The 25692-nt window shown below is 25.6% G+C and carries 30 protein-coding genes, 3 pseudogenes, 1 CRISPR repeat array and 1 riboswitch; of the genes and pseudogenes, 4 read left to right on the forward strand and 29 right to left on the reverse strand.

What is annotated here, in order from left to right; translation table 11 throughout:
* Positions 1–56: 56 nt before the first annotated feature.
* A CRISPR array of direct repeats spans positions 57–480; the repeat unit is 29 nt; unit sequence ATTTCACTTCCTCATAGGAACTATAAAAC.
* A gap of 204 nt (positions 481–684) precedes the next feature.
* The 10 genes from cas6 to CKV72_RS05805 all read right to left on the reverse strand — a co-directional run bounded on the left by cas6 (position 685) and on the right by CKV72_RS05805 (position 10358).
* The gene (cas6, locus tag CKV72_RS05760; RefSeq protein WP_095177730.1) at positions 685–1443 is read right to left on the reverse strand and encodes a CRISPR-associated endoribonuclease Cas6; all 759 of its coding nucleotides are present in this window, start codon (positions 1441–1443) and stop codon (positions 685–687) included.
* A complete protein-coding gene (locus tag CKV72_RS05765; protein ID WP_095177731.1) occupies positions 1433–2656 on the reverse strand; it encodes a hypothetical protein in 1224 nt (407 codons plus the stop codon). The genes cas6 and CKV72_RS05765 overlap by 11 nt, the downstream gene beginning before the upstream one ends.
* A 1-nt stretch (position 2657) precedes the next feature.
* A complete protein-coding gene (locus tag CKV72_RS05770) occupies positions 2658–3584 on the reverse strand; it encodes a hypothetical protein (protein WP_095177732.1) in 927 nt (308 codons plus the stop codon).
* Positions 3581–4294, reverse strand: coding sequence for a type III-A CRISPR-associated RAMP protein Csm3 (csm3, locus tag CKV72_RS05775; protein ID WP_095177733.1), 714 nt, complete (start codon positions 4292–4294; stop codon positions 3581–3583). Before csm3 ends, CKV72_RS05770 begins: the two co-directional genes overlap by 4 nt.
* Complete coding sequence (locus tag CKV72_RS05780) at positions 4294–4860, reverse strand: hypothetical protein (RefSeq protein WP_095177734.1); 567 nt, start codon at positions 4858–4860, stop codon at positions 4294–4296. Before CKV72_RS05780 ends, csm3 begins: the two co-directional genes overlap by 1 nt.
* On the reverse strand, positions 4853–7408 hold the full coding sequence (cas10, locus tag CKV72_RS05785; protein WP_157726543.1) for a type III-A CRISPR-associated protein Cas10/Csm1: 2556 nt from the start codon (positions 7406–7408) through the stop codon (positions 4853–4855). Before cas10 ends, CKV72_RS05780 begins: the two co-directional genes overlap by 8 nt.
* Positions 7409–7464: 56 nt before the next feature.
* Positions 7465–8094: a hypothetical protein gene (locus tag CKV72_RS05790; RefSeq protein ID WP_095177736.1), complete on the reverse strand. Its 630-nt coding sequence runs from the start codon at positions 8092–8094 to the stop codon at positions 7465–7467.
* 340 nt (positions 8095–8434) lie between these two features.
* Positions 8435–8710 carry a DUF4351 domain-containing protein gene (locus tag CKV72_RS05795; RefSeq protein ID WP_095177737.1) on the reverse strand — a complete coding sequence of 92 codons (276 nt, stop codon included), beginning with the start codon at positions 8708–8710 and terminating at the stop codon, positions 8435–8437.
* A 169-nt stretch (positions 8711–8879) separates the two neighbouring features.
* Entirely contained in the window at positions 8880–9884 is a 1005-nt protein-coding gene (locus CKV72_RS05800) for an Rpn family recombination-promoting nuclease/putative transposase (protein ID WP_095177738.1), read from the reverse strand.
* 63 nt (positions 9885–9947) lie between these two features.
* On the reverse strand, positions 9948–10358 hold the full coding sequence (locus CKV72_RS05805; RefSeq protein ID WP_095177739.1) for a helix-turn-helix transcriptional regulator: 411 nt from the start codon (positions 10356–10358) through the stop codon (positions 9948–9950).
* 48 nt (positions 10359–10406) lie between these two features.
* Here CKV72_RS05805 and CKV72_RS05810 point away from each other — a divergent pair.
* Positions 10407–10691, forward strand: a pseudogene (locus CKV72_RS05810) (FAD-dependent oxidoreductase); the annotation flags it as partial.
* Positions 10692–10823: 132 nt separating this feature from the next.
* Here CKV72_RS05810 and CKV72_RS05815 read toward each other — a convergent pair.
* Complete coding sequence (locus CKV72_RS05815; protein WP_095177740.1) at positions 10824–11840, reverse strand: Rpn family recombination-promoting nuclease/putative transposase; 1017 nt, start codon at positions 11838–11840, stop codon at positions 10824–10826.
* Between the two features lie 67 nt (positions 11841–11907).
* Between CKV72_RS05815 and CKV72_RS05820 the strand changes: the two genes are divergently transcribed.
* Positions 11908–12090 carry a hypothetical protein gene (locus tag CKV72_RS05820; protein WP_181814544.1) on the forward strand — a complete coding sequence of 61 codons (183 nt, stop codon included), beginning with the start codon at positions 11908–11910 and terminating at the stop codon, positions 12088–12090.
* A gap of 3 nt (positions 12091–12093) precedes the next feature.
* Here the strand turns inward: CKV72_RS05820 and CKV72_RS05825 are convergent, their stop codons facing one another.
* From CKV72_RS05825 to CKV72_RS05835, 4 genes and pseudogenes are all read right to left on the reverse strand, one after another.
* On the reverse strand, positions 12094–12561 hold the full coding sequence (locus CKV72_RS05825) for a hypothetical protein (protein WP_095177741.1): 468 nt from the start codon (positions 12559–12561) through the stop codon (positions 12094–12096).
* Positions 12562–12625: 64 nt separating this feature from the next.
* Positions 12626–13006 carry an RpnC/YadD family protein gene (locus CKV72_RS05830; protein ID WP_095177742.1) on the reverse strand — a complete coding sequence of 127 codons (381 nt, stop codon included), beginning with the start codon at positions 13004–13006 and terminating at the stop codon, positions 12626–12628.
* Between the two features lie 57 nt (positions 13007–13063).
* A pseudogene (locus CKV72_RS12595) lies at positions 13064–13129 on the reverse strand (hypothetical protein); the annotation flags it as partial.
* Positions 13130–13148: 19 nt separating this feature from the next.
* On the reverse strand, positions 13149–13526 hold the full coding sequence (locus CKV72_RS05835; protein WP_338031834.1) for a CPBP family glutamic-type intramembrane protease: 378 nt from the start codon (positions 13524–13526) through the stop codon (positions 13149–13151).
* A 66-nt stretch (positions 13527–13592) separates the two neighbouring features.
* On the opposite strand from CKV72_RS05835, the gene CKV72_RS05840 reads away from it, so the two are divergent.
* Positions 13593–13970 (forward strand): DUF1284 domain-containing protein, encoded by a 378-nt coding sequence (locus CKV72_RS05840; protein WP_095177743.1) that lies wholly within the window; start codon positions 13593–13595, stop codon positions 13968–13970.
* 159 nt (positions 13971–14129) lie between these two features.
* On the opposite strand, the gene CKV72_RS05845 is transcribed toward CKV72_RS05840, so the two are convergent.
* From CKV72_RS05845 to CKV72_RS05895, 11 genes and pseudogenes are all read right to left on the reverse strand, one after another.
* Positions 14130–14906 carry an ABC transporter ATP-binding protein gene (locus tag CKV72_RS05845; RefSeq protein ID WP_089866178.1) on the reverse strand — a complete coding sequence of 259 codons (777 nt, stop codon included), beginning with the start codon at positions 14904–14906 and terminating at the stop codon, positions 14130–14132.
* A complete protein-coding gene (locus tag CKV72_RS05850) occupies positions 14903–15922 on the reverse strand; it encodes a FecCD family ABC transporter permease (protein ID WP_089866176.1) in 1020 nt (339 codons plus the stop codon). Before CKV72_RS05850 ends, CKV72_RS05845 begins: the two co-directional genes overlap by 4 nt.
* A gap of 17 nt (positions 15923–15939) precedes the next feature.
* On the reverse strand, positions 15940–17010 hold the full coding sequence (locus tag CKV72_RS05855; RefSeq protein ID WP_157726545.1) for an ABC transporter substrate-binding protein: 1071 nt from the start codon (positions 17008–17010) through the stop codon (positions 15940–15942).
* A gap of 36 nt (positions 17011–17046) precedes the next feature.
* A complete protein-coding gene (locus CKV72_RS05860) occupies positions 17047–18231 on the reverse strand; it encodes a nitrogenase component 1 (protein ID WP_089866173.1) in 1185 nt (394 codons plus the stop codon).
* A gap of 28 nt (positions 18232–18259) precedes the next feature.
* Complete coding sequence (locus tag CKV72_RS05865; protein ID WP_089866170.1) at positions 18260–18712, reverse strand: hypothetical protein; 453 nt, start codon at positions 18710–18712, stop codon at positions 18260–18262.
* Positions 18713–18733: 21 nt separating this feature from the next.
* Positions 18734–19570, reverse strand: coding sequence for a nucleotide-binding protein (locus CKV72_RS05870; protein ID WP_089866168.1), 837 nt, complete (start codon positions 19568–19570; stop codon positions 18734–18736).
* Between the two features lie 108 nt (positions 19571–19678).
* Positions 19679–19843, reverse strand: a riboswitch (cobalamin riboswitch).
* A gap of 138 nt (positions 19844–19981) precedes the next feature.
* Complete coding sequence (locus CKV72_RS05875) at positions 19982–21016, reverse strand: ATP-binding cassette domain-containing protein (RefSeq protein WP_095177744.1); 1035 nt, start codon at positions 21014–21016, stop codon at positions 19982–19984.
* Entirely contained in the window at positions 21009–21710 is a 702-nt protein-coding gene (locus tag CKV72_RS05880; protein ID WP_089866162.1) for a GTP-binding protein, read from the reverse strand. Before CKV72_RS05880 ends, CKV72_RS05875 begins: the two co-directional genes overlap by 8 nt.
* The gene (locus CKV72_RS05885; RefSeq protein ID WP_089866160.1) at positions 21707–22924 is read right to left on the reverse strand and encodes an ABC transporter substrate-binding protein; all 1218 of its coding nucleotides are present in this window, start codon (positions 22922–22924) and stop codon (positions 21707–21709) included. Before CKV72_RS05885 ends, CKV72_RS05880 begins: the two co-directional genes overlap by 4 nt.
* A gap of 98 nt (positions 22925–23022) precedes the next feature.
* Entirely contained in the window at positions 23023–23487 is a 465-nt protein-coding gene (locus tag CKV72_RS05890) for a hypothetical protein (RefSeq protein WP_095177745.1), read from the reverse strand.
* Between the two features lie 48 nt (positions 23488–23535).
* A pseudogene (locus CKV72_RS05895) lies at positions 23536–23640 on the reverse strand (AAA family ATPase); the annotation flags it as partial.
* Between the two features lie 176 nt (positions 23641–23816).
* Between CKV72_RS05895 and CKV72_RS05900 the strand changes: the two are divergent.
* Positions 23817–24095 carry a DUF7010 family protein gene (locus CKV72_RS05900; RefSeq protein ID WP_242955749.1) on the forward strand — a complete coding sequence of 93 codons (279 nt, stop codon included), beginning with the start codon at positions 23817–23819 and terminating at the stop codon, positions 24093–24095.
* 633 nt (positions 24096–24728) lie between these two features.
* Here the strand turns inward: CKV72_RS05900 and CKV72_RS05905 are convergent.
* The 3 genes from CKV72_RS05905 to CKV72_RS05915 form a co-directional block, all read right to left on the reverse strand.
* Positions 24729–25106, reverse strand: coding sequence for a hypothetical protein (locus tag CKV72_RS05905; protein WP_095177746.1), 378 nt, complete (start codon positions 25104–25106; stop codon positions 24729–24731).
* A 113-nt stretch (positions 25107–25219) separates the two neighbouring features.
* The gene (locus tag CKV72_RS05910; RefSeq protein WP_089866153.1) at positions 25220–25414 is read right to left on the reverse strand and encodes a helix-turn-helix transcriptional regulator; all 195 of its coding nucleotides are present in this window, start codon (positions 25412–25414) and stop codon (positions 25220–25222) included.
* On the reverse strand, positions 25404–25622 hold the full coding sequence (locus CKV72_RS05915) for a hypothetical protein (RefSeq protein WP_089866152.1): 219 nt from the start codon (positions 25620–25622) through the stop codon (positions 25404–25406). Before CKV72_RS05915 ends, CKV72_RS05910 begins: the two co-directional genes overlap by 11 nt.
* Positions 25623–25692: the final 70 nt, after the last annotated feature.

Here is a 25692-nt window from a genome sequence, read left to right on the forward strand (position 1 = left end):
CTTTCATAAAACATTAGAAATACATTCATTATAGCTAAAGCAAAAGAGAAACACCTATCTCACTTCCTCATAGGAACTATAAAACTAAACCCAACAGAAGGAGCTTTTTTAAATTTTTCTAGTATTTCACTTCCTCATAGGAACTATTAAAACGCAACTGCAACAGGAAATATTGTGAAAGGCATAAAATCATTTTACTTCCTCATAGGAACTATAAAACCTATAGAGGGCGTAAAGTCTTTTAAATTAAATTTTATTTCACTTCCTCATAGGAACTATAAAACAAATCAAACTAAGAAAGTCTTAAAAGCTCATAAAGAATTTCACTTCCTCATAGGAACTATAAAACGGTTATTATTAGATGGAATAAGTCAATACATAACTACATTTCACTTCCTCATAGGAACTATAAAACTGAAAGAACTAGAAAAGAGTTAGAAATAAATCATACATTTCACTTCCTCATAGGAACTATAAAACCCCAATTTTCAAAACCACTGTAAATCAAGGTTATATCTTGTTTTCAATACTATTAAGAATAATCGTAAGTGATACATTTTGCAGTAAACCTCCAATAGTGTTTTTGTAAAATTTGTTTAACATCCAACAAATTCAGTTAAATCAATACTTTAAGCATATATTATAAAAAATACAGTTCACTGCAAAATATTAAACCATTGAAACTTAAATTATTCTTCTATAATTCTTAATACTATTAAGATCTTTAAATGTTTCAACGAATCCAAACCCTTGAGAACTTTTACTACCTAATCCACAACTATAAGCAAGTTCTACTATTTTAGTATCTCCCTCTATTATAAAAGCACCTAAATATCCTTCATATATCCAATTTTTATATTTGTCTATTTTTTTTCTTATATTGTTTTCATCTAATATACTTATATTCATAATTCCTTTATATTCTTCGTTATAAAATGAATTATATTTTGCTATTATATTATTTTTTATACTATTTAAAAATTCATTGTCTTTAGGATTATAGAACTCCATCCTTGATTTCCTTATTGGTTTTACAACAACAACTGGCGATATAGTTAACACTGCAATTCTTTCTTTATTTAACTGTTTTTTTGAATATATTTCATTTACTTTTAATATTCCTTCTTTAAATTTTAAACACTTATGTTCAATAAACGCACTTATTATTTTAAATATAAAAACTTCATCTATACTTGAAATTATAAGCTCTACTTTACCCTTTTGTATAGTTATTTTATTATTTTTTATAGTTTTATTTTGTATTTTAAGTTTAGAAAAATTAAATAATTTAAATATTTTATTTTTATATTTATAGCCTGAATTATGCAATTTTGTGGCATATTCTTCATCTAATATATTATAAATAGATTTTTGAATTATGTGGTTATATGCAATAGGTAATGTTATATTCCGCTCAGCGAACATACATACTTTAATCCTCATGTTTAATCTCCTCTAATTTTACTTTTACCCAGCCAAATGGTAAGTTTGCTTGAGCCATATATTTTGAAGTATATGGTAAAAGTTTATCTTTATTATTTACATTATCATAACATAATAAAGTTTTGCTTATAGCTCCACTATATCCTAATTTACAAACAAATTGATTATTTTTATTATTTTCTTCTCTTAAACATTTATAAAATTCTTTAAGAGCATCAAAATATCTAGGTATTATGTAGTATTGTTCCTCCAAATCTATTACTTTAGAATAAAATTGTCTTAAAGACTCTAAAGCTATCTCTATAGGTGTTTTATCTTTATACATTAAAGATATTGTTGTTAAATTTTCTTTTTTAAATTCTATATCTTTACATGATATTTTCCCTTCAAATAAACCACCTTTTTGTGCCATCTCATAATACTGAGGAATTATTTCTTTTTTACTTTTCCTATTCCATCTATAAATTTTCTCTATTACAAAATCAACTTTAGTTTCTTTGCAGTCTGAGAAAATAATATTTCTAAAAATTGTATCACTAGCAATATTTCTAATATTTTTTTTAAAATTGCTATCTTCTATATCTCTAATATCATTATAATTTGTAATTTTATCTTTATTAAATTTTATATTGTATCTATAATTTATTAATTTTCCTTTTGGAAAGCATCTTATTAAATTCTTTTTTTCTTTCTCCTCTTTTGTATAATAATAATTTGAATAATCTTTATCATTTATCGTATTTACTCCATATAAATTAAGTCTTTTATACCTTTCATATTTATAATTAACTGATTCTACATTAAAAATCTCAAACCCATGCCTAAATATTCCTTTTATTGTACTTCCTGTAATTGTTCTTATTTCAGATATTGCATTTTCAGATATTTCTTTTATACTACCAAATTTATGAATATCCATTTTATTATCATATCCCGATAATAGTCTTAGGCTTTTTAAGTGTTTCTTTAGCTTATCTGATATAAAGTTTTTTTCACAAATATTGTTATATACAGTTTCCAATTCTGAATCTTTTAATATTCCCTTTTCCCTTAACTGAAGGATATCATTAAAATTTATAAAATAAATCTTTCCATCTTGTACTATATATTCATCACTAGAATAGTAGCTTGTATCATTGCTGCCTGTACATAAACCTGAAAGTACTTCTATAGTTATTTTATATTCTTTTAAAGCAACATCAAATTTTTTCATTTTAATCACCTTCTTTGAATTTTACAGGGAATACGCAAGTATATGTCTTAATTTTTTCAGATAGATTACTTACTATATATGCTCTATATTCTTTTATACTATTAATAATGCTTCCACATTCTATATAATAATAACAAGGTTTTATTTTTTCAGGTGTTCTAGAATCATATCTTTTTACATTATAATTTTTAAATCTAAATTCTTTTAAAATATTATCAGTAATAATTGTTGATGCTATATTAAAATATTGTGTTTCTTTGTTAGGATTTTTAAATAATTCCACATCATTAGCTTCAACAAATATACTATCATTATATTTTTTAAAATTCATAATTCCATTTCCAATGGTAGTATCTGTACCAATACCTACTTTTTCAATTATTTTAAAAGCTAATTCCATAAGGTCTATAACATATTTATCATTAGTGAATACATATATACTAAAAATATTTTTACTATGGTATTTAAATTCATTATGTAAAAAAAGTGCTTTATCAATGGTGGTTCCATTAAACCTACTTATACTGTTTCTTAATCTTGGTGAAGGTATTCCACTTTCAAGTTCTACTTTTTTTACTGCTTTTTTATATGATCTGAACTCATCTCTTTTTTTAAGTAAATTTTGTGTAAAATCATTTCTATCTTTAGGTTTTATTTTTGTTATCTGTTTTTCGGACTTATCACAAAAGTCTTTACCTAAAATTAAATTTCTTTTTTCTTTTTTAATCATTGATATTTTAAATGGTAACTCATCTTTTAATATCATATCACTAATCAATGTATTTGAATCTATTAATCTTTGTATCTCTTCATTGGCTCTGTCCTCACTAAATATATCAAAATAAATTTTAGCTATATTTCCAAATATAACAGGAGATATAAGTCTACCCTTAAGATTATTAACAGTAAAATCTGCCCTATAAATCATTGTTTTTGCTGCTCCTTAAAATACTTATTTTCTACCTCTGTTAATTCCTTTATAATATCTAAACACTCCTGTTCTTCACAATCCTTGAATTCAACCTTACCATATCCCCTACTACCAGAACTACCTATATAATTATGCTTAAGAAGTTCAAATGCTATATTAATATAGTTTTGTAAATCTTCCTTATTATCTCCTTCAAAAACCTTTAACTGTATTTCTATATTAAATTCAACACCAGATGGTATTCTTTCAAAAGTCCTTGGTTTGGCTTCTGATGTTATTCTATTTATAGTGTTTTCTTTTTTTATTTCCACCATTGATGGATTTAATTTTCTCAATATTACTCTGCTTTTATCTGTTAACTCCGCATCTCTAAATATTAATCTTGAAGGCTCTCTATATGTTTTATTTTCATTATTATCATTAGGATGTACTCCAAATAGCTTACAAACTAAACACTTTCCACAGGTACAAATACCACCTTTTTCATCACTAACTCCTTTAACTATCTCAAGAATACTTCTCAATACTCCTTTTAAGGTTGATCCTGGTATATAAGGTTCTTTAGTTATAGGATTTCTTACAATGGGGTTGTCCACTCCTCCTATATTCAATTCCTCATTGCTTCCACCTATTTTAACTCCACTTTTAAGTATCATTAATTTTCTTATTGTTATAATATTAATTAGCTTTAGGCTCTTCAGACTCATTAATTTTCACTTCCTTTTTCAAGATATCCATACATACACTCAAAAACTTTTAAAAATGCTTCAAATTCCTTGGCTTCATTTATAACAATTATTGATTGTTCAAAAAACTTTTCTAAATGTTGATATGCCACTTTTTCTATTTTTTTATGTTGACTTAATCCTTCTATTTTTCTACTAATTAAATAATGAACTTTTCCTTTCATAAGCCTAATTATAGGTTTAATTTCATTAAAAACCTCTTCTTTTTGCTTATTCATTTTTAGCTCAATTTCATCAACAGATTCATCTTCTTCAAATTTATCTATATTATTAAGTTCATTTATATATCTTTGATTAAGTTGCATTTCTATATCTTTAAAGGCATTATAAATATTCCTAACACTAGTTCTTGTTACTTCTCTACCAAAACCCTTAGCTGCATTTTCTATCTTATTAACAATATCCATATTTATTTTATTATCATAATAAAACGATTTTTCATTGTTTAATATTTGTATAATATCATCTAAATTTTGATTTTTATATTCTTTATATCTCTTGTGATTATTAGTTTTTAAATTACTCATCACTATTAATCCTTTCTCTAGATTTTCTTATAGCAAATTCTATTATTGCCTTTTCTTTAGCATATTTGTATTCTTTATTATGTTCTTGTTTATCTTTTATAATTATAGATTCCAATTTTTCAATTAATTCTTTTTTTATTCTACTGTCTTTCTTTTTATCTTCAGCAAACTTTTTTTCTTTTATTTCACTATTTATTAAATAATTATATATAGCATATGCTCTCATTCTTTCTATATCATCGTCACTTGAAACCATCTTAATAAGTTCATTCATTTTGAATAATATTGACCTATTAATAATATTTTTTCTCAGCTTAGTATTAACTAGGTCATTGCTAGTATTTGAAACTTCTTCTAACTCTTTAAAAGTTAATATCTTTCCATTTAAGTTAACACAATTCTTGCCATAATCCTTTCCATTTTCAAGAAGACCGTCTACTTCTTTAGCAACTAAATTAAATGGCCTGTGGGAGTTATGAAATAATATTCCTGATGTAATTGTTATGTTATCTGTATTCCCATCTTTATCAGCACCAGTTATCTTTCTCATTTCCTTTTTTATACTTAATACAGCATCAACAACTTTTTCCCAGTTTCCTGTTATCATTATGTCATCTCCACCTGCATAAAGTACCATCACTGAATCTTTATATTTTTCTTCTATTATTCTTCTTAAATACATAGAAAAGAATAAATTGAAAAACAAAGAAGTATTTGCAAGTCTAGATATTGAGAAGTTATACACCTCACTCATAATCTTTCGTGGATACACATGATAAAGCAAAAATTGAAAATCATCTACGTCAACTTTAGCTGTTGCAATTATAGTATCATTTTCACTCATGTGTGAAAAACAATCTAAACTAACCAATTGAGTATTATCTTGTTCATTACTCTTTAGTGGTCCATCACATGCATCTTTTCCATAGCACCTTTTGCATTTATCATATGTCTTTTTAATATACGTTTTTCCTATATCATAAACATCAATTATTGGATATTCTTCTTTAATTCTTTCTGCTTCATCATAACTAAAACAAATTATAGGTGTACCCTCTTTTATTTCACTTTTAGTAAACTTAATGGGATCTTTAATATCATCCAAATTTACATTATTATAATCTATATAAAAATTTTCAATGCCATTATATTCAGAAAATTTTATCCACTTATCCTCTAAACTACAGGTTGAACATCTATCTTTTTTATCATATTTAATGTAGTTTATACCACAGTTTTTACATTTTCTATATTCTTTAGAGTCATCATATACTAAGTTTTCAATGGTCCTATTATATTTTTTCTCATAAAGATTCATTGAAGCAATTTTAAAACCTTTTTCATACCCTGTTCTATCACCATTAGTTTTAAATGCTATTTTTTCAATCTCATATTCCAAATAAATTTTGTTATTAAGTATGTTTCCTAATTCCTTTTTCATATCATCCATTATTTCTATTGACTTGTTTTTTATAATATCTTCATCAGGTATAAGTACAGTAAATGTACCTCCTCCACAGAACAATATATTAAATGTATATAATCCTATTTTCTTTACTAATATATTTGGAATTAATATATTGATTAATGAAATAATAAAAGATCTTGTAAAAATTCTTTGCATTGGATGTTCTATATTAGTGTTTATGCCATCATATATGTAATTTTGTATATTATATATTCGTCCATGAATTATTAAATATTCCCCACAATTATTTTTTAAATGTTCTTCTTTGTAAACTGAAACTGCTGCTGCTGCTGTAGTTTGAATATGATTATATAATGAAATATCCTTTAAATATTCCCATTTACTTGAACAAATTAAAGAAGTATACTTTTTAAATAAAAAGTTCCATGAATTTATACAATCCTCAAATGTGCAATTCCTAAATGCTTTTAAACAATTAATATCCTTTTCAAAAAAATTTAAATTTTCTTTTATCTTTTCTGGCATTCTTTTTGAAAAAACTTCTAATTGTACAATGTTATAAAAGTCAATTAAAGACTTTGGTTCAAAATAAACATAATTTTTATATATTATTTTACTACTTTGTTCACTTAACATATTACTTAACGTACAGAATAAATCTATCAATGGACTATATTCACTTTGAGCATTTTTTATTTCTAATTCTTTTTTAATTTTTCGGCTATCTTCATCTCTAAAAATCCTTCTTTCACTACAAGAATCTAGATCCCCTGTGATGATTTTTTCTATAATTTTATATTCTGTTTTATCTTCCTTGTTTTTTAAATCATCTAATATATTTTTTATTTCATTTAACTGCTTAAGCCTTGTTTTATCTTTTATTTTACTTATTGTTTTATTTAACTCAGATTTATGATGAAGAGCTGCTATTCCAGCTATTAAATTAATCTGTTCATCACTTACGCATTGAAAACCTTTAAAATATTTTTTTATATATTTATACGAAAGCTCCCAATGTTTAGTTTTCTCTATTTTTGTTCTTCTAATAAATTTACCCAAATCATGAAGTAATGCAGCAGCTGCTGTTATATTTCTATAGTATTTCTCTTCGTTATTCAAAATTTCACCACTTTCTTATGAGTTATATATATGAGTTATATATATGTGTATTATATCTATACCCAATTTTCTCCATCATAGTTCTCTATCCGATTAATTATTTTTTCTAAATACATATTTAAATTAGGATTGTCACTAAAATTATTAGGAAACCATATATTAGCTTGTCCAAATCCATATGAAGGTGCATTCTTCTTACCAGTTCTAGGCACATACCAAAGTGTTCTTCTATATCTAATGTTACTTGGAAGCAATACACAATTATCTGCCTTAGCAATAATATTATAATATTGTTCTTCTTCTTCAAAATATGCAACTTCATAATTGCGATATACAGTTGCATTATTATACCATCCAACTACTGAAGTATAGTCAGCACAATCAGATTTAGCACACCAAACTACAAGAACATCATCTACAGATTCTATATCCTCTAATCTTCCTACATTAACTATTTTTTCAATATGTAATTGATTTTTATCTTTTCCATTTGTGCTTTTAGTTTCAACAAACCCTAAGCAATATTCAGTATCATCTCCTTCAAATTTTATTGGACAAAAGTTGTACGCCTCATGTGCATATTTATTTTTATTTACCCATTCTCCTCCATTAATAGGTATATCATCGTCATTAACTCCTTTATAATGTTCCATCCATGCTATGTTACAAAACAAAATTTTCTTCATATCTGTTCCTCCTTTTATTTAAATAAATTTTATTAAGTTATATAAATATCTATTTCTCTCAACCTATTGAAATATAATAGCTCCACCATAAAAACATTATTAATTAAAATTTACTATCAATCTATTTACAATTATATATAATAAATGTAAAATATACAAAATATTATGAACAAGTTTTAATAACATTTACAGTAGTAGCATTAATAAAATATTCATCAGCTTCATAAAAGCTAAGATTATACCTATTTTCATTTAATCCTAAAAAATAGAGCACCTATTATTTCTTAGGTGCTCAGTATCCAGCTTGATTAGCTTATTATATTATTTATTAACTTATTCATTAAAGATATTTGTCAACATCGTCTAAAGATTCTAATGAAAATATTTCTTCAATTATTAAATCCAATATTTCAATATCTGCATTATTTAGTTTTTCTTTATATTCTTCTGGTAATTTTCCAAACTTTTTAGTCAATAGTTTTATTGCATAATTAAGGCTTTTCCTACGCTCACCTTGTTGTATCCCCTTTTCTATACCTTTTTCTATGCCCTTTTCTATGCCTTGTTTTATCCCTTCTTCTTTTCCTTCTTGTCTAAATATTTCAGCTAAAGTCATTACCAGCTCACTCCCTTCTGAATAAGTTTTACTAATTTTATCAATTATTTCTCCAACATCCTTTTTAGTAAGATTTGCTCTTGCATTAAATGTAGTAGTAACTTGGTTTATTAAAAATAGCCCTATTATAATACAAATATACTGTGTTATAATAGGGCATTGATATTATCTACTGAATGTACTTTTTAACATCTTCTAAGCTTTTATAATCTAAAATACCCTCAATTATAACTTCTAAAGTTGTAGTGTCTAATTTTGATATTTTCATCTTAAGCTCTTCTGGTAATATTCCAAACTTTCTAGTTAACAATTTTATGGCAGTTTTTATCAGAGCTTTTGTTTCGCCTTTTTCTATACCTTTTTCTATACCTTTTTCTATACCTTCTTGTCTGAGTTTTTCTGCTAAAGTCATAGCAACTTCACTCCCTTCTGGATAAGTATTTTCAATTTTATCAATTATTTCATTTATGTCTTTCGTAGTCAAATCAGCCCTTGCACTAAATACATACTTTATTAAAGTTTCAAAGTACTCTATTCCTGTATGTTTATCTTCTAATTTTTGAAGATATTCTGATGCTCTATAAATAGACTCCTGTAAATCTTTATGATTTTTTGTAAAGATATCTCTAAATATAGTAAGTAAAATCCTAAGTTGTGCTTCACCCTTTATTTCTTCATCTGTATATCTTGAAATATCATAAATTAAATATTCATAATTTGGAATAAATTTTTGTATATCTTGTGGAAGGTTTTTATATCCTGTTATCATTTCCCCTAAAGTGGTTTTTATATTCCAACTGTCTTTTCCATGATATATTACTAGTGGTATTATCATTGGCAATTCATCTGTTTTTTCTTTTTTTATTTTAGCTTCCCAAATTTCTATCATATATTTCAACAATTGAAAGGCTATATCTTTACTAGTATAGCTTTTATGTTCAAATAGAAAATAAATATATCCTTCTCTTTTATTTATATTTACCTTAAAAAGCATATCTGAAAAACCTTCTTGAAGTTCTTCATTTATAAAACTATCTTTTTGAGGTTCTAATGTATTCATATCTATAATCTTCATAATATTTTGTGGTAAATAATTGTTTAAAAAATCCTTTGTTACTTCTACATTTCCGAAGGTTTCTTTAAAGAATTTATCATGTGGATTTTGTATTTTCATTTCATCACCTACCTAATTTTAGTATACCATATAATATACTATTATTACATAATATGATATTATTTAAAATATTTTATTTTTCTTTAACTTATAATAATTTTCTTTACTTATGCCATATATTTCTCTTTCCCATGAACTATATGTAGATGATGGAATTCCTAATATTCTAGCAGCTTTTCTTACACTTAGGTTATTATCTTTTCTCCACTTTTTAAGAAAACTCACATAATCGCTTAAAATAAATTTAGTATATTCATCACAACATAAATAATCTAAATCTATTACTTTACCTAATTTAATTAAAGCAACCTTAGAAGGATGAATTGTATCATATTCATATCCAGCTATAGCTCCTGAACTTAATCCACATTCTTTTGCTAATTTTTCTTGAGATAATCTTAATTTCAATCTAGCTTTTTTCAATCTTTTTCCTAATGTATCCTCTTCTAAAATATTATATAACTCATCATACAAATTAATTGGTAAGTTTTGTTCAATTCTTGCAAATGGCTGTTGCGTGCAGAAGCTATGTGTACAGGGGCATTAGCAGGCCACAATGCTGTAAGACATCTTTTAGGAATGCCTTTATTAATATTACCTAGAACCTTAGCTATAGGGGATTTAATATCCTATGCAAACTTTAAAATGACCACAAAAGAAGGCAGAAGAAAAAGATACACCTTTGCAGGAGCAGAATACTTTGAAAGAATGAAAAATACAGGTCTGTATTCCACAGATAACCAAGATATAATGAAAAGAGTTGAAAAAGTAAATCTTTTAGGTATCATGGAAGAAAAAATGGTATAAAGTATGAATCAATGAATAAGTACTAACAATGAATAATGAACAATTATTAGCGATACTGTAATTTGTTTACAACCCCAAGGGGTTCTTACCCATTAATGCTCCTCTATATATGCAGAGGAGCATTAATATTACCTATTGAATGTATTTTTTAACATCTTCTAAGCTTTTATAATCTAAAATACCCTCAATTATAACTTCTAAAGTTGTAGTGTCTAATTTTGATATTTTCATCTTAAGCTCTTCTGGTAATATTCCAAACTTTCTAGTTAACAATTTTATGGCAGTTTTTATCAGAGCTTTTGTTTCGCCTTCTTCTCTACCTTTTTCTATACCTTTTTCTATACCTTTTTCTATACCTTCTTGTCTGAGTTTTTCTGCTAAAGTCATAGCAACTTCACTCCCTTCTGGATAAGTATTTTCAATTTTATCAATTATTTCATTTATGTCTCTCGTAGTCAAGTCAGCCCTTGCACTAAATACATACTTTATTAGAGTTTCAAAGTACTCTATTCCTGTATATTTATCTTCTAATTTTTGAAGATATTCTGCTGCTCTATAAATAGACTCCTGTAGATCTTTATGATTTTTTGTAAAGATATCTCTAAATATAGTAATTAAAATTCGAAGTTGTGCTTCACCCTTTATTTCTTCATCTGTATATCTTGAAATATCATAAATTAAATATTCATAATCTGGAATAAATTTTTGTATATCTTTTGGAAGGTTTTTATATCCTGTTATCATTTCCCCTAAAGTGGTTTTTATATTCCAACTGTCTTTTCCATGATATATTACTAGTGGTATTATCATTGGCAATTCATCTGTTTTTTCTTTTTTTATTTTAGCTTCCCAAATTTCTATCATATATTTCAACAATTGAAAGGCTATATCTTTACTAGTATAGCTTTTATGTTCAAATAGAAAATAAATATATCCTTCTCTTTTATTTATATTTACCTTAAAAAGCATATCTGAAAAACCTTCTTGAAGTTCTTCATTTATAAAACTATCTTTTTGAGGTTCTAATGTATTCATATCTATAATCTTCATAATATTTTGTGGTAAATAATTATTTAAAAAGTCCTTTGTTACTTCTACATTTCCGAAGGTTTCTTTAAAGAATTTATCATGTGGATTTTGTATTTTCATTTCATCACCTACCTAATTTTAGTATACCATATAATATACTATTTTAATATCCTATGCAAACTTTAAGATGACCACAAAAGAAGGCAGAATAAAAAGGTACACCTTTGCAGGATCAGAATACTTTGAAAAAATGAAAAATACAGATCTATATTCTACAGATAATCAAGATATAATGAAAAGAATTAAAAAAGTAAATCTTTTAGGTATCATGGAAGAAAATGATATAAAGCCTGAATCAATGAACAAATAACAGTTATCTACTAAAAGCTATTTTCTTTTTAATCTTTAAAACCAAATTTAGCAATATTATAGAAAGTATTTCTGTTGAAATAAGAGTCATAAATAATCTATAATGCTCAGCTTTGTATTTTATAAAAATAAAACTTAAACAGTAGATAATGAAACCAATAATTAAAGAGATTAATGTATTCTTTTTATTAACTAGCTTTATATATTTCTCATTAGATAGTATATATAAGAATTCTATTAAGAAAATTAATGAAAATATCATTTTTAGAAATTCAGTTATGTTTAGCATAGTTGATTCCATACTTATATTAGGTCTAGATAAAAACCACAAATAATATTCTTTGGTCATGCTTTTAAAAAAACCATTTACTAAAATTATAATATTGTTATAATAAATCAATATTATAATAAAAAAGATATTAAACAATATTATAGAAATCAAAGAAGTTATTAATACATTAGTTTTTTTCATAATAATCACTCCTCGTATAATAAGTTTATAGCAATTAATAAAGTTTTTCAATTTACTAATCTAACTATGTAGTTTTTATAATAATTAAATCCAATATTTCAATATCTGCATTATTTAGTTTTTCTTTATATTCTTCTGGTAATTTTCCAAACTTTTTAGTCAATAGTTTTATTGCATAATTAAGGCTTTTCCTACGCTCACCTTGTTGTATCCCCTTTTCTATACCTTTTTCTATGCCTTGTTTTATCCCTTCTTCTTTTCCTTCTTGTCTAAATATTTCAGCTAAAGTCATTACCAGTTCACTCCCTTCTGAATAAGTTTTACTAATTTTATTAATTATTTCTCTAACATCCTTTTTAGTAAGATTTGCTCTTGCATTAAATATATATCTAATAAATGTTTCAAAATACTCTATCCCTTTTTGCTTATCTTCTAATTCCTGCAAATATTCTACTGCTCTAAATATAGTAAGTATTATTCTAAGTTGTGCCTGACCTTTTATTTCTTCATCTGTGTATCTTGATATGTCATAAATTAAATATTCATAATCTGGAATAAACTTTTGTATATCCTTCTCTTTTTCTAATTTAGTTGCCTATTAAGAAGTCTAAAATATTCCATCCATCAGAAGTCTGGCCTTTATATAACTCTAATGATATAGCTGTTTCCAAATCTCTTTTATATTGTAAATAAGCCATAGGTAATCCAAAAAATAAGCTAGTTAACATAAGCATTGTAATAGCATTTACTGGACTTATTATCCATAATTCAGAAAAGTGACACAAGCTATGAGGTACAACTCCTAAAAACATACTTATAATTGCAGTATGTTTTTTATTAATATGCTTATCTGAAATAGTAATAAATACATTCATTATAAAAAATCTAAATACTATTTCTTCTGCAATACATTGTATTTGTTTAATTGTTAACGTAAATATATATATTGGTTTACAAACAAATATTTATATGATATCTTAAAAGTAATAAATTCAAATTTTACTTTACAATTTTTAAAGGAGATTTTAAAAATGATAAATTTAAGACCACATCATATTTTATGTTTTCAAAACTATGTAGGAAAAGGATATAGTAAAGACTTTGTAGACAATATGAACATTATAGACAAAAAGTTAAAAGAAAATAAGTCCATAAAAATTAAACTAACACCTTATGCCGATGATGTTTGTAAAAAATGTCCTCATAAAATTCAAAATGTTGGATGTGCTTCAAATAATAACGTATTGTGTATGGATAAAAAAGTTATGGATTATCTTAATTTAGATTTTAAAGTATATAGCTATGAATATTTATTAGACAGGCTAAAGAAAAATATAACTAGGGATGCTTTTAATGATATATGTGGAAACTGTGAATGGCATAAATATGGATTATGTAATGAAATTTAACATAAATATAAATTTGCTATCGCATTAGGAAATTTATATATAATATATTGTAATATTTATTCTCAATACGACAGCTTTTTTACTATTTAATTTTGTTTTATTTATAATTTTTATTTCTTAATAAATAAAATAAAAGCTACTACAATAAAAATATTTATTCTATATAAGGCTTAAAGGGATAATTGCCTTAAAGTTGGCCTCTTTATCATTAAATGATATTATTTTTGCATTTACGTCAAAGAAATTTTTTATGTTTTTTTCTGTAATAATATTATCAGTATCTCCAAATATATATTTTTTTGAAGAAATTATCATTGTCTTGTCTGATATTTTTAATGCATGTTCTGGATAATGAGTATTAAAAATACATGCTAAATTTTGAGTTTTAGTCAATTTTTTTATAATATCTAAAATTATAAGTTGATTTTTAAAGTCTAAATGAGATTCTGGTTCATCTAGAACCAGAATCTTAGGTTCTGAAACTAATGCTCTAGCAACAAACACCAACTGAAGTTGACCACCACTTAATTTTGAACATTTCCTATCTTTTAAATCATAAATTCCTAAATCTTTCATAACACTTTTAGTTATAATTTTATCTTGTTTTGAAGGGGTAGAAAATATGCCTACATATCGTGCTCTTCCCATTAAAATCATTTCTTCTACTGTATATTCAAAATCTATTTTATGAGCTTGAGGAACATATCCTATCTCCTTTACTCCTTTAGATACATCTATTAAATTCCCATCAATTAAAGTAAAACCCTTTTCCCATTTAAATATGCCTGTTATACATTTAAGTAATGTTGTTTTTCCAACTCCATTTGGACCTAATATTGTCATTACTTCACCTTTATGTAATGAAAAATTTATATTTTTTAAAATAGGAACATTGTTTTCATAAGAAAAATATCCATTTTTAACTTGTAAAATCATATTTCTTCACCCTTGTTTTTCTTTTTTAGTAACCAACCAAAAAATGGTGCACCTATAAGAGCTGTTAATATGCCAATAGGAATTTCAGCTGGAGTAATAGTTCTTGCTAAAATATCTACTATTGTTAAAAATATAGCTCCTACAATGCAGGATACAGGTAATAGTTTACTATGTTCAACTCCAAAAATCGTTCTACTTATATGAGGTATGACTAAGCCTACCCAACCAATTATACCAGATATAGTAACTGAAGAAGCAGTTATTATAGTTACTAATGCTATAATAACTAATCTTATTTTTTTAGGATTTGTCCCTAAAGAATATGCTTCTTCGTCTCCAAGTGATAATATATTTATTCTCCATCTCATAAATATTAAAATACTAATGGAACTAATCATTGGAATAAAAATAAGTTTTAAATCCTCATAAGAACATTTTGAAAAACTTCCCATAAGCCAATATGTAATTGTAGGTAATTTATCATAAGGATCTGCTGTATACTTTATAAAAGATATTAATGAAGAAAATACTGAAGAAACTATTATACCTGATAATACTAGGGATAATATTTGATCAACTGCCTTATTTTTGGATAATATATAAGTTATAAATACACTTATAATTCCAAATAAAATAGCACAAAAATTAATTTTTATATTTACTCCCCAAAAAAGTATAGCTAATATCGCACCAAAAGCAGCTCCAGCATTTACTCCTAAAATATCAGGACTTACAAGTGGATTCTTAAATATACCTTGAAAAGTAGCCCCTGAAATTGATAATCCTGCTCCAACTAACATAGTTAAAATAGTTCTAGGAAGTCGTATATCTACTATAGATTTTTCTACAGAGCTTATATTCATATTTATTTTAAATATATTTTCAACAAATACCTTTGCTACATTTAACGGCGAAATAAAAAATCTTCCTGAAAATAATGAAGTAAAAAAAGTAACTATTAGAAAAAATACAAGTAAGTAATACTTTATCTTATTATTACTCTGTTTCCATCTCATTTAAATCTCCTTTAATTCTATTTTTTATTTAATATATTTTTCATTTCCTCTTTTGATAGATCATAATTTAAAAAGTCCTTATAAAATTTTCTTATTTCATTCTCTATTTTATAATCATTGAATATATCAGGTTGCTGAATATTTCCCATCCATTTAAACATAAGATGACTTTCTGCACATGGAGCATCCCATCTATACATACCAATAGGTGTTTTATATACCTTTTTATTTTTTACTGCATCAATTTGGCTCCAATCTTGTCCCTTTATTTTGTTATTTATTAAATCATCTGGTTGTATATCTGAAAAATTACTTACATATATTATTTCTGGATTCCACTTTATTATTTGTTCCATGTTTACATTAACCCATTGCCCTGGTACATCTTTAGCAACATTTATACCACCAGTTTTATCAATCATAAAATTATTATATGATTTATTTCCAGCAACTTTTAATTGTTCATCTCTTAAATATAATACTTTAGGCTTTTTCTTATTCTTAAATAATTCTTGTTTAGATTCAAAGTACTTTAAATTTTCATTATGATATTCTATTAATTTATTTGCTCTATCTTCCTTTTTTAAAACTTGTCCAATTAGCTTAATTCCATTTTCCAAATCTTTTTGAGTTCCATATTTTAAAGCAATAGTTGGTATGCCAGCTTCTGTTAATTGTTTAATATTTTTTTCTTGATTATCCCATTGAATAAATAAATCCGGCTTTATTTTTAAAGCTTCTTCTATATTTACTGTAAAATTATTATCAATAAATTCAGTATTTACTTTTTCCATTTCAGGTGATAATACTTTTAACATACTTTTTTTATAAGCTTTCTTCGCTGATGGATTCATTCCAACTATTTTATCACCTGTACCATCTATAGCATAGACCATAGATGACCATGGTATAGGAACTACTGCAATTTTATTTACTTCATCAGATATAGTAACTTCTCTACCTATGGTATCAGTTACAATTTTTGTTTTAACCTCATCTTTTTTAGTAGATTGTTTTGATACACACGCAGTTAGACCTAATGTTAAAATTAACATAAATAAAACAATTTTTATTTTATTTGATTTCATTTTTATACATCCTTTCTTAAATTTATATAAGATAAATTAATTAATCATAAGATATTTGTAAAAATATTCAAATCCTTTTTCAGCAATATAATTATCTTCAACATTTATAAATTCTTTACCACTTAATGCTACATTAGTGTGTGGTATAAATGTAACCTTATTATCAACAAAACTATGATATAAAGGATCTGCTATTAACACACTAATATCAAGATTTTTTATATATTCTAATAACTCATATTCACTGTATACAAAATTAATATCTGAAAAAACATCTTGATCATATAATCTTTTTTCTTTTCTACTTGAAGATATTAGAGAAACTATTTTTATTTCTTTTATGCCAAAATCTTCGTTTAAACAATATTTTATGTATAAACTTTCTAGTGGTGTCCCTATTATTAATACCTTCTTATCTAAATAATTCTTTTTGTATATAAGTTTATTAGGCTTTAACTTCAATTTACTTTCTAATATTCCTAAAAACTTGTTGGTTCTACTAATACCTATAGGCATATCTAATATGTATGGAATATTAAACTTATTTTTCATATACTCTGCTAATTGAATTCCTTCTGCAGAAATAACAATATTCAAACTAGCGCAGGAAGCTTCTTTTAATTTTTCTATATTAGTTTCATTACACCATATTGATATTACTTCAACACCACAATTTTCAATAAGTTTTCTAATACTATTTAAAGTTGATATATTACCAACAATCAAAGGAGAATATCCTATTATATTTACAGAATTTAATATTTTTTTATAATTAAAAGATATAAACCTTTTACCAATTCTCAATAATGCTTCACTTATACCAAGTGAATAATTTTCAAAGCCTGTACTATTAAACACCGTTACAGGTACTTTTAACTTTTTTTCCAACACCTTACCTATTCCATTTAAATTACTACCTATAATAGTTGGTACAGGAGTATTTATAATATTTATATATTTTTTAGGATATTTTTTAAAAATACTTTCTATACTATAGATAAGATCTTCATCAAACCCCGATATTACATCATTTTGAGTTAAACTTGTATAAAATAAATTATCATTTTTAAATTCATCTAGAATATCTATTTCTAATATGGTTTTAATACACCCCTTAGGAGTTACTAATATATTTAAGCAATCTTTTAATTGAAATAAAATAGATATTATTCCTGAATAATCACTAGAGGGAGGAGGTATATATTGAAATAATTCCTTCATATAAATTTCACACTCCAAACTAAATATTTTAATATAAACTATCTACTATGCTTATCATCCTTTCTTTAGGACACATCATATTGTCTACTAATGGACCTCTTTTAAATAATTTTATATTTTTATTATGTTTTTTTTCTAAATATCTAATTACACTTTCAAAATTGTTTCCAAGTATAATATCTGAACACATAATAAGTACTATTAAATTTTTATAATTACTTCTGTTAAAAATTTCTTCTACAGCTTGTTCAAATAATTTTAAATGTTCTGCTGAAATTAATTGTATCTCAGATACTGGAAGCATATATAATTTATTATTATAATTCTTTTTTTTAGCTTGGAAATAAAATATCCTTATACATGATTTGGGACCAATAGCTAATACACAAGTATCTTGAAGTGATAAAGGCAAATTTACAAGATCACCATAGTCAAATTTTTTTATAGCTTTATGTAGCATATGTTTTTTTATTACATTCATATTAAAACCTTCTTTTTAATGCTATTTTGCAATTTCATTTAGTATAAAATCACTAAATTTCTCTAAAAGATTATCATCTAAAGTAATTGGTATATGATAATTGGTATTTTCCTTTATTTTTTTAGCTAACTGTATAAAAGTATAAGTTGAAGGTGAATTAGGTAAATTTTCCACAACCGTTTTTGCCATAAGTTCAGACAAAACTATGTCTTTTGAATATGGAATAGTATCTAAAATTAATGTATCACAATATCTACCAAACCTTTCTATTATATTGTTATTAATAGAATTTGAACTTCTACAGTTATGTATAATACCCCCAAGTAAGGCTCCATCCATAGATGAAAAAGTATTAATACTTTTCATTATATTATTTGCTGCATATAAAGACATAAATTCAGAAGAAGTTACTATATAAACAGCATCAATAAGATTTTCTCTTATGGGGGTTGAAAATCCACCACAAACCACATCACCTAATACATCATAAATTATTACATCCCATTGTTTATCAAATATTTTAAAATCATTTAATTCTTCTATTACAGCCATTATCCCTCTTCCAGCACATCCCATACCTGGTTCTGGTCCACCAGCTTCAATACAATTTACATTTTTATACCCTTGAAATAGGAAATCATTTTCACATAAGTTTTCTTCCTTTTCCCTCATAATTTCTATTAATGTTGGAATCTTATATCCCATAAGATTCCTTGTGGAATCTCCTTTAGGATCACATCCTATATGTAAAACTTTCATTCCTAATGTAGCAAAAGCTGCTGAAAGATTGGACGCTATAGTAGATTTTCCAATGCCTCCTTTCCCATACAAAGCTATCTTTAAACACTTTTTAGTCACTATTTCACCACCTTTTATAATATTAAACAATAAAAAAACTTTAACCACAAAAAATGATTAAAGTTTAACATCAAAATTAATGCCTTCACTCATTATTCCGTGAGTTATCATGTGGCTAAAAATAAGTAAGATATCCTGGCTTAGCTTCATAACTTTTTACAGTCTTCCCAGACATATGTCCAGTGACATCTTTGTAAAAAGCTTCACCTTACAGTGGCGGACCCGCTTCGGATTTACACCGAAATTCCCTTAATCTTATTTTTAATATTCAATTTTACAATTAACTTAGTCAATTATAACATAGTATCATATTTTTATCAATAAAGAAGAAGTTCAGCAAAATTCAATATTCATATAAAAAAGTATAAATTTATTAAATTGAATGCTATTATTCTTTATATTTACCTGCCTTTAACCGTTTTTATTTCTCCTCTTCCGATTAACAGTTACCTTTTCACCTTTTCTAAGCTTTGCCCTCATGTCATTAATAATCTTATCCATTTTTTCTAATTCTTTTAATATGCTTTTTTCTTCATGATCTGTTTCAATTACCTTATAAATTCCTCCATTTTTTATGACAATCCTTTTATCAGCCATAAGTGCTAAGGTTGGATCGTGGGTGGCCATTAAAACTATTTTCTCTTCATTAACAAGAAGATTTAAAGCTCTTTTTCTATCTATGCCTGCATTTTCTATTTCATCAATTAATACAATAGGAGAAGTGCTTAATATTGCAGTATCCGCTATCATTAATGCCCTTGATTGTCCTCCACTTAATCCTGTTATAGGACTATCTAGGCAAAACTTTTCACCTGCTAATTCATTTGCAGCTTCTATTATCTTTTGTATAATTTCTTCTTCATTATCAATCATTCTACTTTTTGCATGCAACTGTAAAAATTCCTTTACAGTTAAATCCATGACAAAGTTCATATTTTGTGATAATTGAGCCACCAATTTATTGCTTGTAGAAAATCTAAGACTTTTATTCGGTAGTTCATCATTAACTAAAATTACTCTATTAGTAGGTGTATCTCTATTAGCAGCCCATTCTATATCAGCCAATAATCTACTTTTACCTGAGCCCGTTGGTCCTACTATAGATACTATTTCACTTTTACAAATGGTTAATTTATCAAAATTCTCTTTATTCCCATGCTTATCTTTTCCCGCTATTATGGTTATAGAATCCACTTTATCCTTTTCTAATCCTAAAAACATAATCATTTGATTTATATAAACTTCTAAATCCACTTTAATCTTTTCTATATCTATTGCCCACTCCTCAATTTCCTCTTCTGTAAAATGATTTAAATACTCTTCAAATGTAGATTCTTCATATTCTTTTACATCTAATTTATTATTTTCAAAGAAAGACAATATAAAAGGATATTTCTTCTCTAAATCTTTTATTTTTTTTGTTTCCAATTCCTTTATTTTAATCATTGTTATCACCTATATTCATCTTTCGCACATTTCCCATTTGATATTCTTCTCCTATCCTTGTTTCTCCTAAACAATATGAGCATAGTGCAGAAGGCATTGGAAACTTTAATTCTCGTCCATTTACTGTTTCAATACTTAAATTTTCATCATACACAAGGGTGCTAAGTTCAAATGCTCCTTGTCCTGTCAATCCATTAACAAAAATAATTACCGCTTGAGGATTTACTGATTGCACTCTTGAGGCAAAAACTTCTCTTTCCGCTTGAGAAACAATATCTCCTTTTGTTATTACAATAATATCTGCAGTTTTTAGCATAGGCCCTATTTTTTTAGGTGTGTTTATACCACTTAAATTATCTATTACACATATTGCCTTAATGCCTTTTAAATATGGAGAACATCTATTACACAATCCTGCACTTTCTGTTATAAGTAAGTCTAAATTTTCCTTTACTCCCCAGGTTACAACTTCTTCTATATTACTTGCAAAATAATGATCTGGACATAACGATGCTGATAATCCCTTTTTAACTGGAACATCTGCTTTTTTATATAAAATATCATCATCTGTATACAAGCAGTCAAATTTAACTACTCCTACAGTTAACCCTCTATTTTTAATAGCCTCTATAGTTTTTAATATTACAGAAGTTTTTCCTGAAGAAGGAGGACCTGATACAGTTACTAAATTCATAAACTCTCATCTCCTTTTACAGAACTATTAAATATATCTTCACATTTTTTTATTAAACTACTTATATCATTTTCCTTTATATAATCCCAACCAATCCACATATATTTATTGTCTTTTGCAATCATATTATCTACATTTGGATTTACACTTGGAAATTTACCATTATGAGCTAATATCTCTCCCACTTCCTTTGAAGCAAAAAAGTCTACAAGTGGTTTTAATTCTTCTTTTTTCTCTTTTTTACTTAACATAAATATAGGACTTATAATGGCTCCATCTTTAGGCCATACCGCAACCATAGGACCTTCTTGTTTTATCATTTTTGTAAAGAAATATGGCATAATTGTAACAGCTGGTTTATCATATTTTTTTATATGAGACTTCACCATTTCTGATGGATGCATACTCTTTTTCAAACTCTTTCCTAAGCTTTTTAGCCCTTCTTCTCCATAATTTTTGTAAATATTCAATAAAATAGCATTAAATAAATCAAAATCCCCTATAGGTAAACTTACACTGTTTTTAAACTCTTCTTTTAATATATCTTCCCAACTTGTTGGCATTTTTCTTCCATTTAACTCTTCTGTATTTACTAAAAACACAGCAGGTACAACGCCTATCATTGAATATTGTTTATTAGGATCTTCTAATTTTATATATTCATTATGAAAGTCTTCATTGTATTGTTTAAAATCTGTTATGTCTTCAAAAATATTCTCTGATTTATATTTACCAAATAATTTTTTATCAAAAAATAAATCAAAACCTGCAGATATAAATAAATCTGGCAATACTTCTTTATTTTGTTTTTTAAAATCCTCCATCAACCAATCAATTCCCATGGAGGCTGTCTTTAACTCATAATCCACATTAAAAGTAAAATCTTTATTAGAAAGCCAGTTTTCAAAGGCTTCTGTTAAAGGCACTCTAACTGGACAAGGCAGTACCCCAGCAATTTTTACATTGTGTTTTTTATCTGATAATTTCTTTTCATTATTTTCAATTCTATATATAAGTTCATTAGTAAAGGATTCTACATTTATTTTTTTAAGCTTTAGGGCATCTTCTAATGAAATAGATTTTCCAAAACTTTTCCTCAAATTTTCATCTTTTATATTATCAAATCCTAAGGATATTAATAATTCTATGGCCTCACTATATTTTTCTGTAACATCATATAATGTATCTTTTATATCAAAATATTTTTTATTCATACTATGTTCATCTCCCTTTATAAAATAAAGCCTTATTAAAAATTACTTTATCATTAACTATATCTAGATTCAGTATCCTATGTTACCTTTAGATTATGTTATATTTTTTTATTTATTTCTAACTGGGTCTCTATAGGTAAATTTTCTTTCATAATATTAATTACCTTATCATAATCACTGTTTTTAAAATGAAAAGTTTGTTCCATAAAACCACCAAACAACTGAACTTTCATGTCTTTGGATTTAATGACCACAACTTTTTTAATTTCATTCCATAATATAATTTCTTTATATCTATACATTGATATAAAGCCTTTTTGGGAAATGCCTTCTTTAATACAGATACTTATAAAGGTAAAGGTTCCCAATACCCCTATTACATAATGAATCCAAGTATTGGCATAAGCATACATAATATACATAAAAACAATTACAGAAAATATCATAGTGATAATTTCCATATAAGTTTTTCTTGTTGGTATTATTAATTCTTTCATATATTTTAACTGTTTTAAAATGATTAAAATAAACAATATGGGAATTAAAATATTTAAAAAGTCCATTAAATTAGTCCCTTCAATTAGATATACTAAAGCTGAATGTAAAATTTATTCCTTTATTACTGGTAAACAATATGGATATGTAGAAAATGACTGTATTCCTTCTCTACATAATTCAATATATCTTAAATATTGATTACACTTTATTGAGTTCATTTAATCAGCCTCCAAAAGTTTATGAATGTAAATATCCTTTATAAATATTTTTAAGTACTAGAATATATTCCTTCTTTTCCACACTATTTTTCAGTATAATAATAAGCTATTAACAATATGTAAAATGTGCTATAATTTCTATATTAGAATTGTCTTTCCAATTATCCATTAGAGTATTGAAAAAATTAATTGCTATGTGGATATATCCAACTATACCTGAAAAAATGCTAATGGTAATAGCAATAATTTTTGGAGCACACTTGTTGCCCTATGGTTGGCTTTATAAATCCAAGTCTTATATAGTGTTCTCTATTTTAATACCAATTTTATCTCTTATAGTTGGGGTAAACTTCGAGCCTTACATACTTTCAATGATGATGGTAGTAATAGAAGTTTTGTTTAGTATTAGCTTGATAGTTGAGAATAAAAATTTTGTGAAGCAAAATTTTTATTAATGAACAAGGAATAATGAATAATGAACAATTTAGGAGGATTTTCTTCCTTACGTCAGAAAATCTTTAATCTTATTAGTTATAATTGAAAATGGAGAGTTGAGAATGGAGAATTAATTGACATTTTTATTGATGGCTCGTTTAGCAAAGCTAAACATCGCTTTAGTTTTTAAGAACATTAAAATTAAGTCAGGCTATAGTCTTAAAATCTTTTAAGCTATAAAATTCTATCGAATAGTTTTAACTTTTATAAAAATTCATATAATCAAAGATTTTTTGTAACAAAGTGAAAAAAATCCTCAATAATTATTCATTGTTCCCTGTTCATTATTCATTAATCAACGGCAGCCTATCGGCTTGCGACACAATCGCTAGATTAATAGCAAGTAATTAAAATAAATTATTATATAAATATTAATTTATTTTAAATCTCATCAGGTTTTATAAAATTAAAATTTTTTCGTAATGACAATGAAGAAAAAATATCTATCATTCTCCATTCTCCACCTTCCATTTTCAATTATATTATAAAATTTAAGATTTTCTGTAGCAAAGCGGAGGAAAATCTTCCTTCATTGTCCTATGTCAATTGTCCTCTGTCTTCTGTTTAAAAAATTACGACGTAATTTTTTTATATCATGATTTAAAAATTCTATTCTTATTTCTTAGTACAAAAATAAATTGTACAATAAATAAAATAAAAGCTACTATACATAAAACAAACATTTTATTTCCCCAGATTTCACTGTATTTTGATGAGATATCAGAAAGTATGCCTTGAAAAAACATTCCGCATATTAATCCCATACCAGCAATTACACTTATAATTAAGTCAATATAACCTGAGGTTAAATTTGATGACTTACCTTTCTTAATAGAAATAAAATTTACTATTGATTTAATACAGTTTATAAATACTATTAAAACTAAAAAATAATATACATAAAAATCCCAATGATAATAATGCATAAGTTCCTCAAATGCACTATATTTTCCATTTACATAGAAATCCATATTATATCCCCCTTTTTATAGAAACAAATCTTCTTTTAAACTATTATTGCATATTTTATAAAGTTTCTCCACTTGCTTTTGTATTTTTTATAAGTAACAGTTACATTTAATAATTAATCATCTAATAAAAATAATTCTTCTACACTTGTTTGAAGAAATTTTGCAAGTTTCATAGCTAATTCCAATGTTGGATTATATTTATTATTTTCAATAGCATTAATAGTTTGTCTAGTTACATTCATTTTAATAGCCAAATCTTCTTGTCTGTATCCTAATTCCTTTCTGAATTCTTTAATTCTATTTTTCATTTTTACCTCCCATCTTGTGTTTTAAAATAAACTGGGATACAGTCAAAATGAGATTTTGGGTAATAAATAAAAAAAATGATAACCCAAATTTTGATGTGGTAATATACTCATATACTGACCATATAAATAAGAAAACTATAGTATAGAACCATGCTATTTTTATACTCTTTAGTGAAATATACATTTCCATTTCATCCATCTTTCTCATAATAATCCTCCTTTAAAATGTAAAATAGTTTTTACATTTGTATATTATCAAATATTAGTATAAATGTAAA

Origin of the sequence: Clostridium cochlearium, from assembly GCF_900187165.1 — a bacterium.
GTDB lineage: Bacteria > Bacillota > Clostridia > Clostridiales > Clostridiaceae > Clostridium_G > Clostridium_G cochlearium.

Bases quoted from the DNA above. Each gene is read 5' to 3' on its own strand.
- CKV72_RS05815 (WP_095177740.1), bottom strand. From the start codon at position 11,840: ATGAAAATACAAAATCCACATGATAAATTCTTTAAAGAAACCTTCGGA.
- CKV72_RS05880 (WP_089866162.1), bottom strand. From the start codon at position 21,710: ATGAATTTAGTAACTGTATCAGGTCCTCCTTCTTCAGGAAAAACTTCT.
- CKV72_RS05840 (WP_095177743.1), top strand. From the start codon at position 13,593: ATGATAAATTTAAGACCACATCATATTTTATGTTTTCAAAACTATGTA.
- CKV72_RS05765 (WP_095177731.1), bottom strand. From the start codon at position 2,656: ATGAAAAAATTTGATGTTGCTTTAAAAGAATATAAAATAACTATAGAA.
- CKV72_RS05875 (WP_095177744.1), bottom strand. From the start codon at position 21,016: ATGATTAAAATAAAGGAATTGGAAACAAAAAAAATAAAAGATTTAGAG.
- CKV72_RS05845 (WP_089866178.1), bottom strand. From the start codon at position 14,906: ATGATTTTACAAGTTAAAAATGGATATTTTTCTTATGAAAACAATGTT.
- CKV72_RS05820 (WP_181814544.1), top strand. From the start codon at position 11,908: ATGACCACAAAAGAAGGCAGAATAAAAAGGTACACCTTTGCAGGATCA.
- CKV72_RS05865 (WP_089866170.1), bottom strand. From the start codon at position 18,712: ATGAATGTAATAAAAAAACATATGCTACATAAAGCTATAAAAAAATTT.
- CKV72_RS05855 (WP_157726545.1), bottom strand. From the start codon at position 17,010: ATGAAATCAAATAAAATAAAAATTGTTTTATTTATGTTAATTTTAACA.
- CKV72_RS05890 (WP_095177745.1), bottom strand. From the start codon at position 23,487: ATGGACTTTTTAAATATTTTAATTCCCATATTGTTTATTTTAATCATT.
- csm3 (WP_095177733.1), bottom strand. From the start codon at position 4,294: ATGAGTCTGAAGAGCCTAAAGCTAATTAATATTATAACAATAAGAAAA.
- CKV72_RS05850 (WP_089866176.1), bottom strand. From the start codon at position 15,922: ATGAGATGGAAACAGAGTAATAATAAGATAAAGTATTACTTACTTGTA.
- CKV72_RS05790 (WP_095177736.1), bottom strand. From the start codon at position 8,094: ATGAAGAAAATTTTGTTTTGTAACATAGCATGGATGGAACATTATAAA.
- CKV72_RS05905 (WP_095177746.1), bottom strand. From the start codon at position 25,106: ATGGATTTCTATGTAAATGGAAAATATAGTGCATTTGAGGAACTTATG.
- CKV72_RS05825 (WP_095177741.1), bottom strand. From the start codon at position 12,561: ATGAAAAAAACTAATGTATTAATAACTTCTTTGATTTCTATAATATTG.
- CKV72_RS05910 (WP_089866153.1), bottom strand. From the start codon at position 25,414: ATGAAAAATAGAATTAAAGAATTCAGAAAGGAATTAGGATACAGACAA.
- CKV72_RS05800 (WP_095177738.1), bottom strand. From the start codon at position 9,884: ATGAAAATACAAAATCCACATGATAAATTCTTTAAAGAAACCTTCGGA.
- CKV72_RS05795 (WP_095177737.1), bottom strand. From the start codon at position 8,710: ATGACTTTAGCTGAAATATTTAGACAAGAAGGAAAAGAAGAAGGGATA.
- CKV72_RS05780 (WP_095177734.1), bottom strand. From the start codon at position 4,860: ATGAGTAATTTAAAAACTAATAATCACAAGAGATATAAAGAATATAAA.
- cas6 (WP_095177730.1), bottom strand. From the start codon at position 1,443: ATGAGGATTAAAGTATGTATGTTCGCTGAGCGGAATATAACATTACCT.
- CKV72_RS05915 (WP_089866152.1), bottom strand. From the start codon at position 25,622: ATGAGAAAGATGGATGAAATGGAAATGTATATTTCACTAAAGAGTATA.
- CKV72_RS05860 (WP_089866173.1), bottom strand. From the start codon at position 18,231: ATGAAGGAATTATTTCAATATATACCTCCTCCCTCTAGTGATTATTCA.
- CKV72_RS05885 (WP_089866160.1), bottom strand. From the start codon at position 22,924: ATGAATAAAAAATATTTTGATATAAAAGATACATTATATGATGTTACA.
- CKV72_RS05770 (WP_095177732.1), bottom strand. From the start codon at position 3,584: ATGATTTATAGGGCAGATTTTACTGTTAATAATCTTAAGGGTAGACTT.